Source organism: Variovorax sp. 3319, assembly GCF_031456585.1.
Classification (GTDB): Bacteria; Pseudomonadota; Gammaproteobacteria; order Burkholderiales; family Burkholderiaceae_C; genus Variovorax; species Variovorax paradoxus_P.
Map to the genome: position 1 here is coordinate 76789 of NZ_JAVDUZ010000008.1, position 14568 is coordinate 91356.

Below are 14568 nucleotides of genomic sequence, written 5' to 3' on the forward strand. Positions count from 1 at the left end.
TTCTGCCGGCCCTTTCCGCGCCGGCCCAATTCACAGATGAACACAAACTTCAGTCGCTTTCGCCTGCGTAGCGTTGCCGCGGTAGTGGCCAGCGCGCTGGCGGCCACGGCAGCCTGGGCCGTTGAGCCTTTCACGGTGCGCGACATTCGCGTCGAAGGCTTGCAACGCGTGGAGCCCGGCACGATCTTCGCGTCGCTGCCGCTGCGTGTGGGCGATACCTACAGCGACGAACGCGGATCGGCCGCCATCCGCGCGCTGTTCGACCTGGGTTTGTTCAAGGATGTGCGCATCGATGTCAACGGCAATGTGCTGGTGGTCATCGTCGAAGAGCGGCCAACCATTGCAGACGTCGATTTCGTCGGCACCAAGGAATTCGACAAGGCTGCGCTCCAGAAGGCGCTGCGGGAAGTCGGCCTGACCGACGGCCGTCCGTACGACAAGGCGCTGGCCGATCGCGCCGAGCAGGAACTCAAGCGCCAGTACGTGAGCCGCAGCCTCTACAACGCCCAGGTGGTAACCACGGTAACGCCCATCGAGCGCAACCGCGTCAACCTGACTTTTACCGTGACCGAAGGCGATTCGGCCCGTATCCGCGAAGTGCGAGTGGTCGGCAACAAGGCATTCAGCGAATCGACGCTGCTGAGCCTGTTCGACCAGGACAGCGGCGGCTTCATGAGCTGGTACACCAAGTCGAACCAGTATTCGCGCTCCAAGCTGAACGCCGACCTGGAAACGCTTCGCTCGTACTACATCACCCGTGGCTACCTCGAGTTCCGCATCGACTCGACACAAGTGGCCATCTCGCCCGATCGCCAGGATCTGACGGTGACCGTGAACATCACCGAAGGCGAAAAATTCGTGGTGGCCGGCGTCAAGCTCGACGGCAACTACCTGGGCCGCGACGAGGAATTCAAGTCGCTCGTGAGCATCAAGCCCGGCGAGCCGTACAACGGCGAGCAGGTCACCGAAACCACCAAGGCCTTTACTGATTATTTCGGTACCTTCGGCTATGCGTTCGCGCGCGTGCAGGCTCGCCCTGAGATCGACCGCGTCAACAATCGCGTGACGCTGACGCTGCAAGCCGAACCGTCGCGCCGTGTCTATGTGCGCCGCGTGGCCGTGGGCGGCAACGCCAAGACGCGCGACGAAGTGATCCGCCGCGAGTTCCGCCAGTTCGAAGCTTCGTGGTATGACGGCGACAAGATCAAGATCTCGCGCGACCGCGTAGACCGCCTTGGCTTCTTCACCGAAGTGAACGTCGAAACCCAGGAAATTCCGGGTTCACCCGACCAGGTCGACCTGGTCGTGAACGTGGCGGAAAAGCCCACCGGCAGCCTGCAGCTCGGCGCCGGCTATTCCAGCGCAGAGAAGGTGGCTCTTACCTTCGGTATTTCGCAGGAGAACGTGTTCGGCTCGGGCAACTTCCTCGGCCTGCAGGTCAACACCAGCAAGTACAACCGTACGCTGTCGCTGACCACGACCGATCCGTACTTCACGCAGGACGGCATCTCGCGCACGGTGAGCGTCTATCACACCACCACGCGGCCGTACAACTACTCGGTCGACGGCGATTACAAGCTGGTCAACCAGGGCGCTTCGATCCGCTTTGGCGTGCCGTTCAGTGAAGTCGACACCGTCTTCTTCGGCATCGGCCTGGAGCGCTACGCATTCGACGCACAGAGTTCGTTTGCCTTCCTCACGCCCAAGTCGTACCGCGACTACTTCCAGTGCAAGACGGACGCCTCGGGCCTTTTCGTCTCGCGATGCGACCAGGACAGCGTGTGGGGCGTGCCACTGACCATCGGCTGGGGCCGCGACAACCGCGACAGCGCACTTGTTCCGACGAGCGGGCGACTGCAGCGCGCCAGCCTCGAACTGGGCGCCGGCGGGGACATGAAGTACCTCAAGACGAGCTACCAGTACCAGCAGTTCTTCCCGATCAACAAGCAGTACACCTTCGCCATCAACGGCGAAGTGGGATACGGCAAGGCGTTCGGCGGCAAGACCTTCCCGATCTTCAAGAACTTCTATGCGGGCGGCCTGGGTTCGATCCGCGGCTTCGAACAAAATTCGCTGGGTCCGCGCGATGCTCCGCTGCTCGGCCAGACCGAAGGTGCGGCCTTGGGCGGCACCAAGAAGGCGATTTTCAACGCCGAACTCAGCACTCCGTTCCCGGGCGCCGGCAACGACCGCACCCTGCGCCTGTACGGCTTCTTCGACGTCGGCAATGTGTTCGGCTCGCGCGCAGAAGGCCTGACCGATGCGCAGTACAAGGCCCAGAAGAAGCTGCGCGCTTCCGTTGGCTTGGGCGTCAGCTGGATTTCGCCGCTCGGCCCGCTGCGTTTGGCCTACGCCTTCCCCATCAAGTCGCAGAAGGAAGTTCTGGATCCCAACAACCCTAATATTGTCCTGATCCCGAAGGATAGAATTCAGCGCTTGCAATTCCAGATCGGAACTTCTTTCTAAATGACGCATTTGATCCGCGCCGCAGCTGGCGCGTTGTTGATCCCCGTTTTTGCACTGGTTGCCGCGCCTGCCGCCCAGGCGCAGGAGACTTTTCGCATCGGATTCGTGAACCCGGACCGCGTGCTGCGTGAAGCCCAGCCTGCCAAGGCGGCGCAAGCCAAGCTCGAATCGGAGTTTCTCAAGCGCGAGAAAGACCTCACGACGCAGGGCGAAGCGTTGAAGTCGGCCTCCGAAAGGTTCGAGCGCGAGGCGCCCACCTTGTCGGAAAGCCAGCGCACGGCGCGTCAACGCGCGCTGGTCGACCAGGACCGCGATTTCCAGCGCCGTCGCCGCGAGTTCCAGGAGGATCTCAATGCGCGCAAGAACGAAGAACTCCAGCAGGTTTACGAACGCGCCAATCGCGTGGTGAAGCAAGTGGCCGAGGCCGAAAAGTACGACGCCATCCTGCAGGAAGCGATCTACATCAATCCGAAGCACGACATCACGGACAAGGTGATCAAGGCGCTGAACGCCTCGACCACTTCTTCCGCGCCTGCGGGCGGCAAATAACGCCGCGAAAACGGCGTGGCACTGCAGCTCGGAGCCATTGTTGACGCCTTGGGAGGCGAGCTCCACGGGGACGCGGCGCTTTCCATCGAGCGACTGTCGCCGCTCCAGAACGCCCAGCCCGATGCGCTCAGTTTTCTGAGCCATCCCAAATACCAGCAGGAACTGGCGGCGTCCAAGGCCGCCTGTGTGATCGTTTCGCCCGCCATGCGCGAGGCGGCAGCGGCGCGCGGTGCGTTCATCGTCGCCCCCGACCCTTATCTCTACTTTGCGCGCTTGACGCAGCTCTGGAAGGCGCGCCACGCGCGTCCGGAGGCTGATCGCATCCATCCCTCCGCTGTCATTCACCCTGAAGCCCATGTCGAGGCCACGGCTCGCGTCGGCGCGTTATGCGTGGTTGAGCGGGGCGCGCGCATCGGTGCCGGCACGGTCCTGAAGTCGCGCGTGACCATCAGCGAAGACTGCGTGGTTGGCGAGCGTTGCCTGCTGCATCCGGGTGTTGTGATTGGTGCCGACGGCTTCGGCCTGGCTCCGCATGAGGGAGCGTGGGTCAAGATCGAACAGTTGGGCGCGGTGCGTATCGGGAACGACGTCGAAATCGGTGCCAACACCTGCATCGATCGCGGCGCGCTCGACGACACCGTCATCGAAGACGGCGTCAAGCTGGACAACCTCATCCAGATCGGCCACAACGTGCGCGTGGGCAAGCACACGGCAATGGCCGGCTGCGTCGGCGTGGCGGGCAGCGCCACCATTGGTGCGCATTGCACCTTTGGCGGTGGGGCGATCGTGCTCGGCCACCTGACCGTTGCCGATGGCGTGCATGTTTCGGCCGCCACCGTAGTGACGCGCTCGATCCACAAGGCCGGCCAATACACCGGCATGTTCCCCATCGACGACAATGCGAGCTGGGAAAAAAATGCTGCAACGCTCAAGCAGTTGCACAGCCTGCGCGAACGACTGAAGGCGCTGGAGAAGGCTCCCCAGAAAAAGTGAAGACGATGCAGGAACAGAAAATCATGACGACGACGCTCGATATCCATCAAATCCTCAAGCTGCTGCCCCACCGTTACCCGTTCCTGCTGGTGGATCGCGTGCTGGACATGGAAAAGGGCAAGCGCATCACGGCGCTCAAGAACGTGACCATGAACGAGCCGTTCTTCAACGGCCACTTTCCTCACCGTCCGGTCATGCCGGGCGTGCTGATGCTCGAAGCCATGGCCCAGGCAGCGGCGCTGCTGTCGTTCCATTCGCTGGACATCGTGCCCGACGACAACACGGTCTACTACTTTGCAGCCATTGACGGCGCGCGCTTCAAGCGCCCTGTGGAGCCGGGTGACCAACTCACGCTCGAAGTCGAAATCGAGCGCATGAAGGCCGGTATTTCGAAGTTCAAGGGCCGAGCCCTCGTGGGCCCCGAGCTCGCCTGCGAGGCGACCCTGATGTGCGCCATGCGCCAGATCAACTGATCTCGCGGCGGCTACAACAAGGCATGACGCAGGTTCACCCGACAGCGCTCATCGACCCGAAGGCAGAACTGGACGCCTCGGTTTCGATCGGGCCGTACACCATCATCGGACCCCATGTGCGGGTTGGCGCGGGCACGAGCATCGGCCCGCATTGCGTGATCGAAGGCCGTACCACCATCGGCCGCGACAACCGGATTTTTCAGTTTTCGTCGCTCGGCGCCGTGCCGCAGGACAAGAAGTACGCCGGCGAGCCGACCGAACTGGTCATTGGCGACCGCAACGTCATTCGCGAGTTTTGTACCTTCAATCTCGGTGTGCCGGGGGCGGGCGGCATCACCCGCGTAGGCAACGACAACTGGATCATGGCGTACACGCACATCGCGCACGACTGCCGTGTCGATGACCACACCACACTAGCCAACAACACGACGCTGGCCGGCCACGTCCACCTGGCCGACTGGGTCACTGTCGGCGGCCTCACGGGCATTCACCAATTTGTTTCGGTCGGCGCCCACGCCATGGTTGGCTTTGCCAGCGCGGTGTCGCAGGACGTGCCGCCCTTCATGCTGGTCGATGGCAATCCGCTTGCGGTTCGCGGCTTCAACGTTGTGGGCCTTCGCCGCCGCAATTTCTCGGCAGCCCGGCTGGCTGCGGTGAAGCAGATGCACCGCCTGCTGTACCGGCAGGGCAAGACCCTCGAAGAAGCGCGCGCCGGCATCGTTGCCTTGGCGGCTGAAACCCCCGAAGCCGCCGAGGACGTAGCGCTGATGGAGCGCTTCCTCGCCAACTCGACGCGCGGCATCGCGCGCTAAAGCAACAGTCGCATGGGCAAGGACGAGCAGCGACGGTTTGCGCTGGTCGCGGGAGAAGCCTCCGGCGACCTGCTGGCGGGCCTGCTTCTCGACGGCCTGCAGGCGCGCTGGCCGTCGCTCCAGACCGTCGGTATAGGCGGCCCCCGAATGCTCGCGCATGGCTTGCAAAGCTGGTGGCCGCAAGAAAAACTCGCGGTGCGCGGCTATATCGAAGTGCTGCGCCACTATGCCGAGATTGCCGGCATTCGTCGCCAGCTGAAGGCGCGGCTGCTGCGCGAATGGCCCGAACTCTTCATCGGCGTCGACGCCCCGGACTTCAACCTCGACCTGGAAGCGGGCCTGCGCAGCCGAGGCGTGAAGACGGTGCACTTCGTCTGTCCCTCGATCTGGGCCTGGCGCGCCGAGCGCATCGAAAAGATCCGGGCCGCGGCCGATCACGTGCTGTGCATCTTTCCGTTCGAGCCCGCTCTGCTGGCCGAAAACGGCGTGCAAGGCAGCTACGTCGGCCATCCGTTGGCCAACGTGATTCCCATGACGCCCGACCGCGACGCGGCCCGCGCAGCATTGGGCCTGGCGCCGGATGCGAAAGTCGTCGCCTTGCTGCCGGGCAGCCGACGTTCAGAAGTCCGCTATCTGGCCGCCCGATTCTTTGCCGCCGCCGCGCAAATGCTCAAGGCAAGGCCGGCGCTGCGGTTCGTGGCACCCATCCTGCCAGGCCTGCGCGTCGAGGTCGAAGCTTTGCTGCAAGCCAGCGGCGCGGCAGGGCGCGTGACGTTGCTGGACGGGCAGTCGCATGCTGCTCTGGCCGCCTGCGACGTAACGTTGATTGCCAGCGGCACTGCCACGCTCGAGGCTGCGCTTTTCAAGCGGCCGATGGTCATTGCATACAACATGAATTCGCTTTCATGGCGCCTCATGCAGCGCAAGCAGCTCCAGCCGTGGGTCGGTTTGCCCAACATCCTTGCCCGAGAGTTCGTGGTGCCTGAACTGTTGCAAGAGGCGGCCACGCCCGAGGCACTGGCTCACGCCACGCTGGAGTGGCTCGATGCACCTGAAAAGATCCGGGCGCTGCAACAAAAATTTTCAGAGCTGCACGTGCAACTGCAGCGCGATACGCCGACACTTTGCGCCGATGCGATCCAGAAAGTTCTTGAAAGCTGAGCAGGCGGCCCTCGTGTGGGACGCGCCGGGCTTGGTTGCGGGTGTCGACGAGGCAGGCCGCGGGCCGCTGGCCGGCCCAGTGGTGGCTGCGGCCGTCATATTGGACGACCAGCGCCCGATTCGCGGCCTGGCCGATTCCAAGACCCTCACGGCCCTGCAGCGCGAACGTCTGCACGACCAGATTCTTGCCAAGGCGCTGTGCTGCTCGGTAGCTCAGGCCACGGTCGAGGAAATCGACACCCACAACATCCTGCAGGCCACGATGCTCGCGATGCGCCGCGCGGTCGACGGGCTGCGCCTCAAGCCCGCAAAAGTGCTGGTCGACGGCAACCGCCTTCCGACGCTTGACGTGCTGGCCGAGGCCATCGTGAAGGGCGATGCGCGAGTCAAGGCTATTTCCGCTGCGTCGATCCTCGCCAAGGTCCACCGAGACCGGTTGTGCGAGCAACTGCATGTCGAATTTCCTCACTACGGCTTTGCCGGCCACAAGGGCTACGGCACGCCTGAGCATCTGGAGGCGCTGCTGCGCCACGGCGCTTGCGTTCACCATCGCCGGTCGTTCAGCCCGGTGGCCGCCGCGTTGGCGCGCGCGGCCGGCGGAGCTGCCGTGCCTTACGACGCCTCGATGCCGATCTCGATGGACTCCGCAACGGTCGAGATCACGCATCTTGACCTGCGCGCCGCTCCCTGAGACGCCTGCGGCATGACCACTCCCGCCGGCGCGAGCCACATCAGCTCGCGAGACAACCCGCTGCTCAAGGACCTGCGCAAGCTGGCACAGGACCCTGGCGCCTACCGCAAGCTCGGACGGGTCTGGCTGGAGGGCGACCACCTCTGCCGCGCCGCGCTCGCCAGGGGCATCAAGCCCGCCCTTGCCGTATTTTCAGAATCGTTCTGGCCGGAATGTCCTGCCGAATGGGCGAATGTCGCTATCAAAACAGTAGTGGTCGACGATGATCTCTTGCGCGGCACCAGCGGACTGGAGTCGCCCGCGCCCATGGGTTTCGTACTCGACTTGCCCGACCGGCCGGCGCTGCTGCCCGATGCGCCCAGCGTGGTGCTGGACCGTCTCCAGGACGCGGGCAATGCGGGCTCCATTCTTCGCAGTGCAGCGGCCTTCGGGTTCAAGCAGGTGATCGCGCTCAAGGGCACCGCCGCATTGTGGGCGCCCAAGGTGCTGCGGGCCGGCATGGGCGCGCATTTCGGCCTGCGATTGATCGAAGGCGTGGAGGCCGACGCGCTCGACGACCTGAAGGTGCCGCTGGTAGCCACCAGTTCACACCGCGGCGAATGGTTGCATGAAGCCGGGCTGCCACATCCTTGCGCGTGGCTCATGGGGCACGAAGGGCAGGGCGTTTCAGCGCTGCTGGAGGCGCGCGCAACCCACCACATTCGCATTGCGCAGCCAGGCGGCGAGGAATCGCTGAACGTAGCGGCCGCAGCGGCCATCTGCCTGCATGCGAGCGGAGCGGCGGGGCTTGCGCGGCCAGGTTCCTGATTCTCGGACGCCATAAAGGCGTCAGCCGCGTATGTTTTCAGGCCCTTCGAGGCAAGACGGTGACGCCGCCGAGCTACAATCGGGGGCTTACTCGCAATAGCGTCGCCCGGCCGCCTACAACGCCATCTTCCCCTTAAGCAGCAGTCCGCAGGCAACGCGCCTGGGGCTCCGGGCGACCGTAACCATCCGGAGAACCCAGTGCTTTTGTCTCTCAAGGGAAGTTTCCCGCCCGCCATCCTGGCGCTCGCAGACGGCACGGTCTTTCAAGGCAATTCGATCGGAGCCGCCGGCTCCACGACCGGTGAAGTGGTGTTCAACACCTCGATGACCGGTTACCAGGAAATCCTCACCGACCCGAGTTATTGCCAGCAGATCGTGACGCTCACGTATCCGCACATCGGCAATTACGGCGTCAACGGGGAAGACATCGAAGCCGACAAGATCCATGCCGCTGGCCTGATCATCAAAGACCTGCCGCTCGTCGCGTCCAATTTCCGCAAGACAGCCACGCTGACCGAATACCTCGTCGCGGGCAAGACGGTGGCCATTGCGAATATCGACACCCGCAAGCTCACGCGCCACCTGCGCACCCACGGCGCGCAGAATGGCTGCATCCTCGGGCTGGCCGCAGGCGAATCCGTTACCCAGGCGCTCATCGACAAAGCCATTGCCGCTGCCAAGGCGGCGCCCAACATGGCTGGCCTCGATCTGGCCAAGGTCGTGTCGGTCAAGCAAACCTACGAGTGGACCGAAACCGAGTGGAAGCTCGTCAACCTGAACGGCAAGCCGGGCTACGGCGTGCAGATCACGCCCAAGTTCCACGTGGTGGCCTTTGATTACGGCGTCAAGAAGAACATCCTGCGCATGATCGCGCAGCGCGGCGCGCGCATCACGGTGGTGCCGGCCCAGACGCCCGCAGCCGACGTGCTCAAGCTCAAGCCCGATGGCATTTTCCTGGCCAACGGCCCTGGTGATCCGGAGCCCTGCGACTACGCCATCAGCGCGGTCAAGGAACTCATCGAAACCGGGATTCCCACCTTCGGCATCTGCCTGGGGCACCAGATCATGGCGCTGGCCTCGGGTGCGAAGACCTTCAAGATGAAGTTCGGCCACCACGGCGCGAACCACCCGGTAAAAGACCTGGACAACGGCCGCGTGAGCATCACGAGCCAGAACCACGGTTTCGCTGTCGACGAGAAATCGCTGCCGGCCAATTTGCGCGCCACCCACATCAGCCTGTTCGACAACACGCTGCAAGGCCTCGCGCGCACCGACAAGCCGGCGTTCTGCTTCCAGGGTCATCCGGAGGCCTCGCCCGGCCCGCACGACATCGGCTATCTGTTCGACCGCTTCACCGCGCTCATGGAGCAGGCACGTGGCTGATGCACCCGCGGTGCTCGACGTCTCGGTCATCGCCGCACTGCGCGATGCCGAGGGCAAGATCTACGTGCTGCGCGGCCTGAAGGTCATGCTGGCGCAGGACCTTGCCGCGCTCTACGGCGTCGAGACCCGGGTGTTGTTGCAGGCCATGCGCCGCAACCTCGATCGTTTTCCGGCGGACTTTGCCTTCACCCTGGAGGACCAGGACCTCGCGAATTTGAGATCACAACTTGTGATCTCAAAACCCGAGAAGCCGGGTTCCGGCGGCGCGCGCTACCGCAGCGTGGCGTTCACCGAGCAGGGCGTGGCCATGTTGTCGAGCGTGCTGCGCAGCGAACGCGCGGTAGCCGTCAACATCGAGATCATGCGTACCTTCGTCAAGCTGCGCAGCATGCTGTCGGAGCACGCCGATCTCAAGCGCAAGCTGAACGCGCTGGAACAGCGATACGACCAGAACTTTCGCGATGTATTCAACGCGATCCATCAACTGATGGATGAGCCGAAGCCGGGCGCCTACAGCGGCCGCGGCATCGGTTTCACCAAGGATAAATAAGATGCCCAAGCGCTCAGACCTCAAATCCATTCTCATCATCGGCGCCGGCCCGATCATCATCGGCCAGGCCTGCGAGTTCGACTACTCCGGCGTGCAGGCTTGCAAGGCTTTGCGCGAAGAGGGCTACAAGGTCATCCTGATCAACAGCAACCCTGCGACGATCATGACCGACCCGGCCACGGCCGACGTGACCTACATCGAGCCCATCACCTGGCAAACGGTCGAGAAGATCATCGCCAAGGAGCGCCCCGACGCCATTTTGCCGACCATGGGCGGACAGACCGCGCTCAACTGCGCGCTCGATCTCTGGCGCAACGGCGTGCTCGACAAATACATGGGTGCGGCCACCAACAAGCCGGTCGAACTCATCGGCGCCACGCCCGAAGCCATCGACAAGGCCGAAGACCGCCTGAAGTTCAAGGACGCGATGACCAAGATCGGCCTCGGTTCGGCGCGCTCCGGCATCGCACACTCGATGGACGAAGCCTGGGCCGTGCAGAAGTCGGTCGGCTTCCCCACCGTGATCCGCCCCAGCTTCACGCTCGGCGGCACGGGTGGCGGCATTGCCTACAACCCGGAAGAATTCGAGACCATCTGCAAGCGCGGCATCGAAGCCTCGCCGACCAACGAACTCTTGATCGAAGAATCGCTGCTCGGCTGGAAAGAGTACGAGATGGAAGTCGTGCGCGACAAGGCCGACAACTGCATCATCGTCTGCTCGATCGAAAACCTCGACCCGATGGGCGTGCACACGGGCGACTCGATCACCGTCGCCCCGGCCCAGACGCTCTCCGACAAGGAATACCAGATCCTGCGCAACGCCTCCCTGGCTGTGCTGCGCGAGATCGGCGTGGACACCGGTGGCTCGAACGTTCAGTTCTCCATCAACCCTAAGGACGGCCGCATGGTCGTCATCGAGATGAACCCGCGCGTCTCGCGTTCGTCGGCGCTGGCCTCCAAGGCCACGGGCTTCCCCATTGCCAAGGTCGCAGCCAAGCTGGCTGTGGGCTACACGCTCGACGAGCTGCGCAACGAAATCACGGGCGGCGCGACGCCGGCGTCGTTCGAGCCGTCGATCGACTACGTGGTTACCAAAATCCCGCGTTTTGCGTTCGAGAAATTCCCGCAGGCCGATTCGCGCCTCACCACGCAGATGAAGTCGGTGGGCGAGGTGATGGCCATGGGCCGCACCTTCCAGGAGTCGTTCCAGAAAGCGCTGCGCGGCCTTGAAGTGGGTGTGGACGGCCTCAATGAAAAAACGCAAGACCGCGAAGTGCTCGAGAAGGAACTGGGCGAACCCGGTCCCGAGCGCATCTGGTACGTGGGCGATGCCTTTGCCATGGGCCTGAGCGTCGAAGAAGTATTTGCGCTGACCAAGATCGACCCGTGGTTCCTGGTGCAGATCGAAGAGATCGTGAAGATCGAACTCGAGCTTGAAACCAAGTCGCTCGACGACATCGACAAGGACACGCTGCTCGCGCTCAAGAAAAAGGGCTTTTCCGACCGGCGCCTCGCCAAGCAACTCAAGACCACCGACACGGCCATTCGCGAGAAGCGCCGCGCCCTGGGGGTGCGCCCGGTCTACAAGCGCGTGGACACCTGCGCGGCCGAGTTTGCGACGAACACCGCCTACATGTACTCGACCTATGAGGACGAGTGCGAAGCCGATCCGACGGATAAGAAGAAGATCATGGTGCTCGGCGGCGGTCCCAACCGCATCGGCCAAGGCATCGAGTTCGACTACTGCTGCGTGCATGCCGCACTCGCCATGCGCGAGGACGGTTACGAGACCATCATGGTCAATTGCAACCCAGAGACCGTGTCGACCGACTACGACACGAGCGACCGCCTGTACTTCGAGCCGCTCACGCTCGAAGACGTGCTCGAGATCGTCGACAAGGAAAAGCCCTGGGGCGTGATCGTGCAGTACGGCGGCCAGACGCCGCTCAAGCTCGCGCTCGACCTCGAAGCGAACGGCGTGCCGATCATCGGCACCTCGCCCGACATGATCGATGCGGCCGAAGACCGTGAGCGTTTCCAGAAGCTGCTGCACGAGCTCAAGCTGTTGCAACCGCCGAATGCCACTGCCCGCACCGAACCCGAGGCACTTGAAAAGGCCGCTGCGCTGGGCTATCCGCTGGTGGTGCGCCCGAGCTACGTGCTCGGTGGCCGCGCAATGGAAATCGTGCACGAGCAGCGCGATCTTGAGCGCTACATGCGCGAAGCCGTCAAGGTAAGCAACGACTCGCCGGTGCTGCTCGACCGCTTCCTCAACGATGCCGTCGAGTGCGACGTCGACTGCCTGCGCGATGCCGAGGGCCAGACCCTCATCGGCGGCGTGATGGAGCACATCGAACAAGCCGGCGTGCATTCGGGCGACTCCGCCTGCTCGTTGCCGCCCTACAGCCTGAGCGCCGAGACCATTGCCGAACTGAAACGCCAAAGCGCAGCCATGGCTGCCGCGCTCAACGTGGTGGGCCTGATGAACGTGCAGTTCGCCATTCAGCAGAAGGACGGCAAGGATGTCATCTACGTGCTCGAAGTGAACCCGCGTGCTTCGCGCACCGTGCCTTACGTGAGCAAGGCCACGGGCATCCAGCTCGCCAAGGTGGCGGCACGCTGCATGGCCGGCCAGTCGCTCAAGTCGCAGGGTGTGACCAAGGAGGTCACGCCGCCTTACTTCAGCGTGAAAGAGGCCGTGTTCCCGTTTGTCAAGTTCCCGGGCGTGGACACCATCCTCGGCCCTGAAATGAAGTCCACCGGCGAAGTGATGGGCGTGGGCAAGACCTTCGGCGAAGCTTTCGTGAAGTCGCAACTCGGCGCGGGCACGCACCTGCCGAAATCGGGCAAGGTTTTTATCTCGGTGAAGAACAACGACAAGGCGCGCGCTGTGGAAGTGGCGCGCGGCCTGGTCAAGCTCGGCTTCGAGATCATCGCCACCAAGGGTACGGCAGCCGCCATCAGTGCCGCGGGCATCGAATGCGCAACGGTCAACAAGGTGACCGAGGGCCGTCCGCACATCGTGGACATGATCAAGAACAACGAGATCGCCCTGGTCATCAACACGGTCGAAGAGCGCCGCAACGCAATCAACGATTCGCGGCAGATCCGCACTTCGGCACTGCTCGCGCGCGTAACCACCTTCACCACCATTTTTGGTGCTGAAGCGGCCGTCGAAGGCATGGGCTTCATGGACGAATTGGGCGTGATCTCGGTGCAGGAGATGCACGCGCAACTCGCCGCCGCCTGAGCGCAGTGATGCAAACGCAGCTCGTCGAACTGGACCTCGCAGACTGGAATGCGGCCACGCCCAACGAGGCGTGGATCGCCGAGCTGGAAGCGGGCAAGGTGCTGTACTTTCCGCGCCTGGGCTTCGAGCTGCTGGCCGAAGAGCGCAGCCTGCTCACGCCCAGCCTGCTGTCGCCAGACGTGCGCAACATCAGCCTGGACGCCAACGGCAAGCTCAAGGGCGCCGTCGGCGACGAGGGAGTGCAGCGCAAGGCAGCGGCAATGGTGGGGCGGTTTCGCGCGCAGGCGCAGCAGCTCATCCACGGCTTGCTGCCCCACTACACGCCGGCCCTGCGGCTCGCGCCGACCAGCTACCGGCCGGCGCAGGTCGAGACGCGCGTGCAGTCGTGGCGCGCCGACGACCGTCGATTGCACGTCGATGCATTTCCGTCGCGCCCCAACTACGGCGAGCGCATCCTGCGCGTGTTCACCAACGTGAACCCCGAGGGTGCGCCGCGCGTGTGGCGCGTCGGCGAACCTTTCGAGGACATCGCCAAACGCTTCTTGCCGCGCGCCAAACCCTACGTGCGCTGGCAGGCGAAGCTGCTGCATGCGCTGCATGTGACCAAGTCGTTCCGCAGCGAATACGACCACCTGATGCTTCAGCTGCACGACGGCATGAAGTCGGACATGGCCTACCAGGAAACCTCGCCGCAAGAAACGGCGAAGTTCCCGCCGGGCTCTGTGTGGGTGTGCTTCTCCGACCAGACCTCGCACGCCGTGATGGCCGGCCAGTACATGCTCGAGCAGACCCTTCATCTGCCCGCGGCTAAGCAATACAATCCCGATTCGAGCCCGCTCGCCATCCTGAGCCGGCTGACCGGACGCACACTCGTCTGATCCCTTCCCCCAATCGACCGCCGAACGGCAGCGTTCGGCGGTTTCGCTTTATGGAGAACCAAACATGGCAACCATCCCAATTACCAAGCGCGGTGCCGAGAAACTCCGCGCCGAGTTGCATCAACTCAAGACCGTGGATCGCCCCTGGGTAATCAACGCAATTTCCGAGGCCCGGGCGCAGGGCGACCTGAGCGAAAACGCCGAGTACGAAGTCGCCAAGGACCGCCAAGGCTTCATCGAAGGCCGCATCCAGGAAGTCGAAGGCAAGCTTTCCGCCGCGCAGATCATCGATCCGGCCGAGCTCGACGCCGGCGGCAAGGTGGTGTTCGGCTCCACGGTGGAACTCGAGGAAGAAGAAACCGGCGAAGCGGTCAAGTACCAGATCGTCGGCGAGGACGAAGCCGACCTGAAACTGGGGCTCATCAATATCTCCAGCCCGATTGCCCGTGCACTCATCGGCAAGGAAGAGGGCGACGTCGCCGAGGTGCAGGCACCGGGTGGCCTCAAGCGCTACGAGATCGTGGCGGTCCGCTACATCTGACCTGATTCGCGCGC

The 14568-nt window shown here is 63.5% G+C and carries 13 protein-coding genes; all 13 read left to right on the forward strand.

The window, feature by feature from the left end:
- Positions 1-36 precede the first annotated feature (36 nt).
- A complete protein-coding gene (bamA, locus tag J2X67_RS17005; protein ID WP_309954578.1) occupies positions 37-2466 on the forward strand; it encodes an outer membrane protein assembly factor BamA in 2430 nt (809 codons plus the stop codon).
- Entirely contained in the window at positions 2467-3015 is a 549-nt protein-coding gene (locus J2X67_RS17010) for an OmpH family outer membrane protein (RefSeq protein ID WP_126749816.1), read from the forward strand.
- 15 nt (positions 3016-3030) lie between these two features.
- The gene (lpxD, locus tag J2X67_RS17015) at positions 3031-4008 is read left to right on the forward strand and encodes a UDP-3-O-(3-hydroxymyristoyl)glucosamine N-acyltransferase (RefSeq protein ID WP_309954583.1); all 978 of its coding nucleotides are present in this window, start codon (positions 3031-3033) and stop codon (positions 4006-4008) included.
- 23 nt (positions 4009-4031) lie between these two features.
- Positions 4032-4481, forward strand: a complete 450-nt coding sequence (gene fabZ / locus J2X67_RS17020; protein ID WP_309954585.1) for a 3-hydroxyacyl-ACP dehydratase FabZ — start codon at positions 4032-4034, stop codon at positions 4479-4481.
- A gap of 23 nt (positions 4482-4504) precedes the next feature.
- Complete coding sequence (gene lpxA, locus J2X67_RS17025; RefSeq protein ID WP_309954587.1) at positions 4505-5293, forward strand: acyl-ACP--UDP-N-acetylglucosamine O-acyltransferase; 789 nt, start codon at positions 4505-4507, stop codon at positions 5291-5293.
- A gap of 12 nt (positions 5294-5305) precedes the next feature.
- Positions 5306-6454 carry a lipid-A-disaccharide synthase gene (gene lpxB, locus J2X67_RS17030; RefSeq protein WP_309954589.1) on the forward strand — a complete coding sequence of 383 codons (1149 nt, stop codon included), beginning with the start codon at positions 5306-5308 and terminating at the stop codon, positions 6452-6454.
- A complete protein-coding gene (rnhB, locus tag J2X67_RS17035) occupies positions 6426-7145 on the forward strand; it encodes a ribonuclease HII (protein WP_309954591.1) in 720 nt (239 codons plus the stop codon). The genes lpxB and rnhB overlap by 29 nt, the downstream gene beginning before the upstream one ends.
- Before the next feature lie 12 nt (positions 7146-7157).
- A complete protein-coding gene (locus tag J2X67_RS17040; RefSeq protein ID WP_309954593.1) occupies positions 7158-7952 on the forward strand; it encodes an RNA methyltransferase in 795 nt (264 codons plus the stop codon).
- Between the two features lie 198 nt (positions 7953-8150).
- Positions 8151-9335 (forward strand): glutamine-hydrolyzing carbamoyl-phosphate synthase small subunit, encoded by a 1185-nt coding sequence (carA, locus tag J2X67_RS17045; RefSeq protein WP_309954595.1) that lies wholly within the window; start codon positions 8151-8153, stop codon positions 9333-9335.
- Positions 9328-9885 (forward strand): ORF6N domain-containing protein, encoded by a 558-nt coding sequence (locus tag J2X67_RS17050; RefSeq protein WP_309954597.1) that lies wholly within the window; start codon positions 9328-9330, stop codon positions 9883-9885. The genes carA and J2X67_RS17050 overlap by 8 nt, the downstream gene beginning before the upstream one ends.
- A gap of 1 nt (position 9886) precedes the next feature.
- Entirely contained in the window at positions 9887-13135 is a 3249-nt protein-coding gene (gene carB, locus J2X67_RS17055; protein WP_309954599.1) for a carbamoyl-phosphate synthase large subunit, read from the forward strand.
- Positions 13136-13143: 8 nt separating this feature from the next.
- A complete protein-coding gene (locus tag J2X67_RS17060) occupies positions 13144-14013 on the forward strand; it encodes a Kdo hydroxylase family protein (RefSeq protein WP_309954601.1) in 870 nt (289 codons plus the stop codon).
- A 64-nt stretch (positions 14014-14077) separates the two neighbouring features.
- Complete coding sequence (greA, locus tag J2X67_RS17065) at positions 14078-14554, forward strand: transcription elongation factor GreA (RefSeq protein ID WP_126749827.1); 477 nt, start codon at positions 14078-14080, stop codon at positions 14552-14554.
- Positions 14555-14568 lie beyond the last annotated feature (14 nt).

Bases quoted from the DNA above. Each gene is read 5' to 3' on its own strand.
- bamA (WP_309954578.1), top strand. From the start codon at position 37: ATGAACACAAACTTCAGTCGCTTTCGCCTGCGTAGCGTTGCCGCGGTA.
- J2X67_RS17010 (WP_126749816.1), top strand. From the start codon at position 2,467: ATGACGCATTTGATCCGCGCCGCAGCTGGCGCGTTGTTGATCCCCGTT.
- fabZ (WP_309954585.1), top strand. From the start codon at position 4,032: ATGACGACGACGCTCGATATCCATCAAATCCTCAAGCTGCTGCCCCAC.
- lpxA (WP_309954587.1), top strand. From the start codon at position 4,505: ATGACGCAGGTTCACCCGACAGCGCTCATCGACCCGAAGGCAGAACTG.
- lpxB (WP_309954589.1), top strand. From the start codon at position 5,306: ATGGGCAAGGACGAGCAGCGACGGTTTGCGCTGGTCGCGGGAGAAGCC.
- rnhB (WP_309954591.1), top strand. From the start codon at position 6,426: ATGCGATCCAGAAAGTTCTTGAAAGCTGAGCAGGCGGCCCTCGTGTGG.
- J2X67_RS17040 (WP_309954593.1), top strand. From the start codon at position 7,158: ATGACCACTCCCGCCGGCGCGAGCCACATCAGCTCGCGAGACAACCCG.
- carB (WP_309954599.1), top strand. From the start codon at position 9,887: ATGCCCAAGCGCTCAGACCTCAAATCCATTCTCATCATCGGCGCCGGC.
- J2X67_RS17060 (WP_309954601.1), top strand. From the start codon at position 13,144: ATGCAAACGCAGCTCGTCGAACTGGACCTCGCAGACTGGAATGCGGCC.
- greA (WP_126749827.1), top strand. From the start codon at position 14,078: ATGGCAACCATCCCAATTACCAAGCGCGGTGCCGAGAAACTCCGCGCC.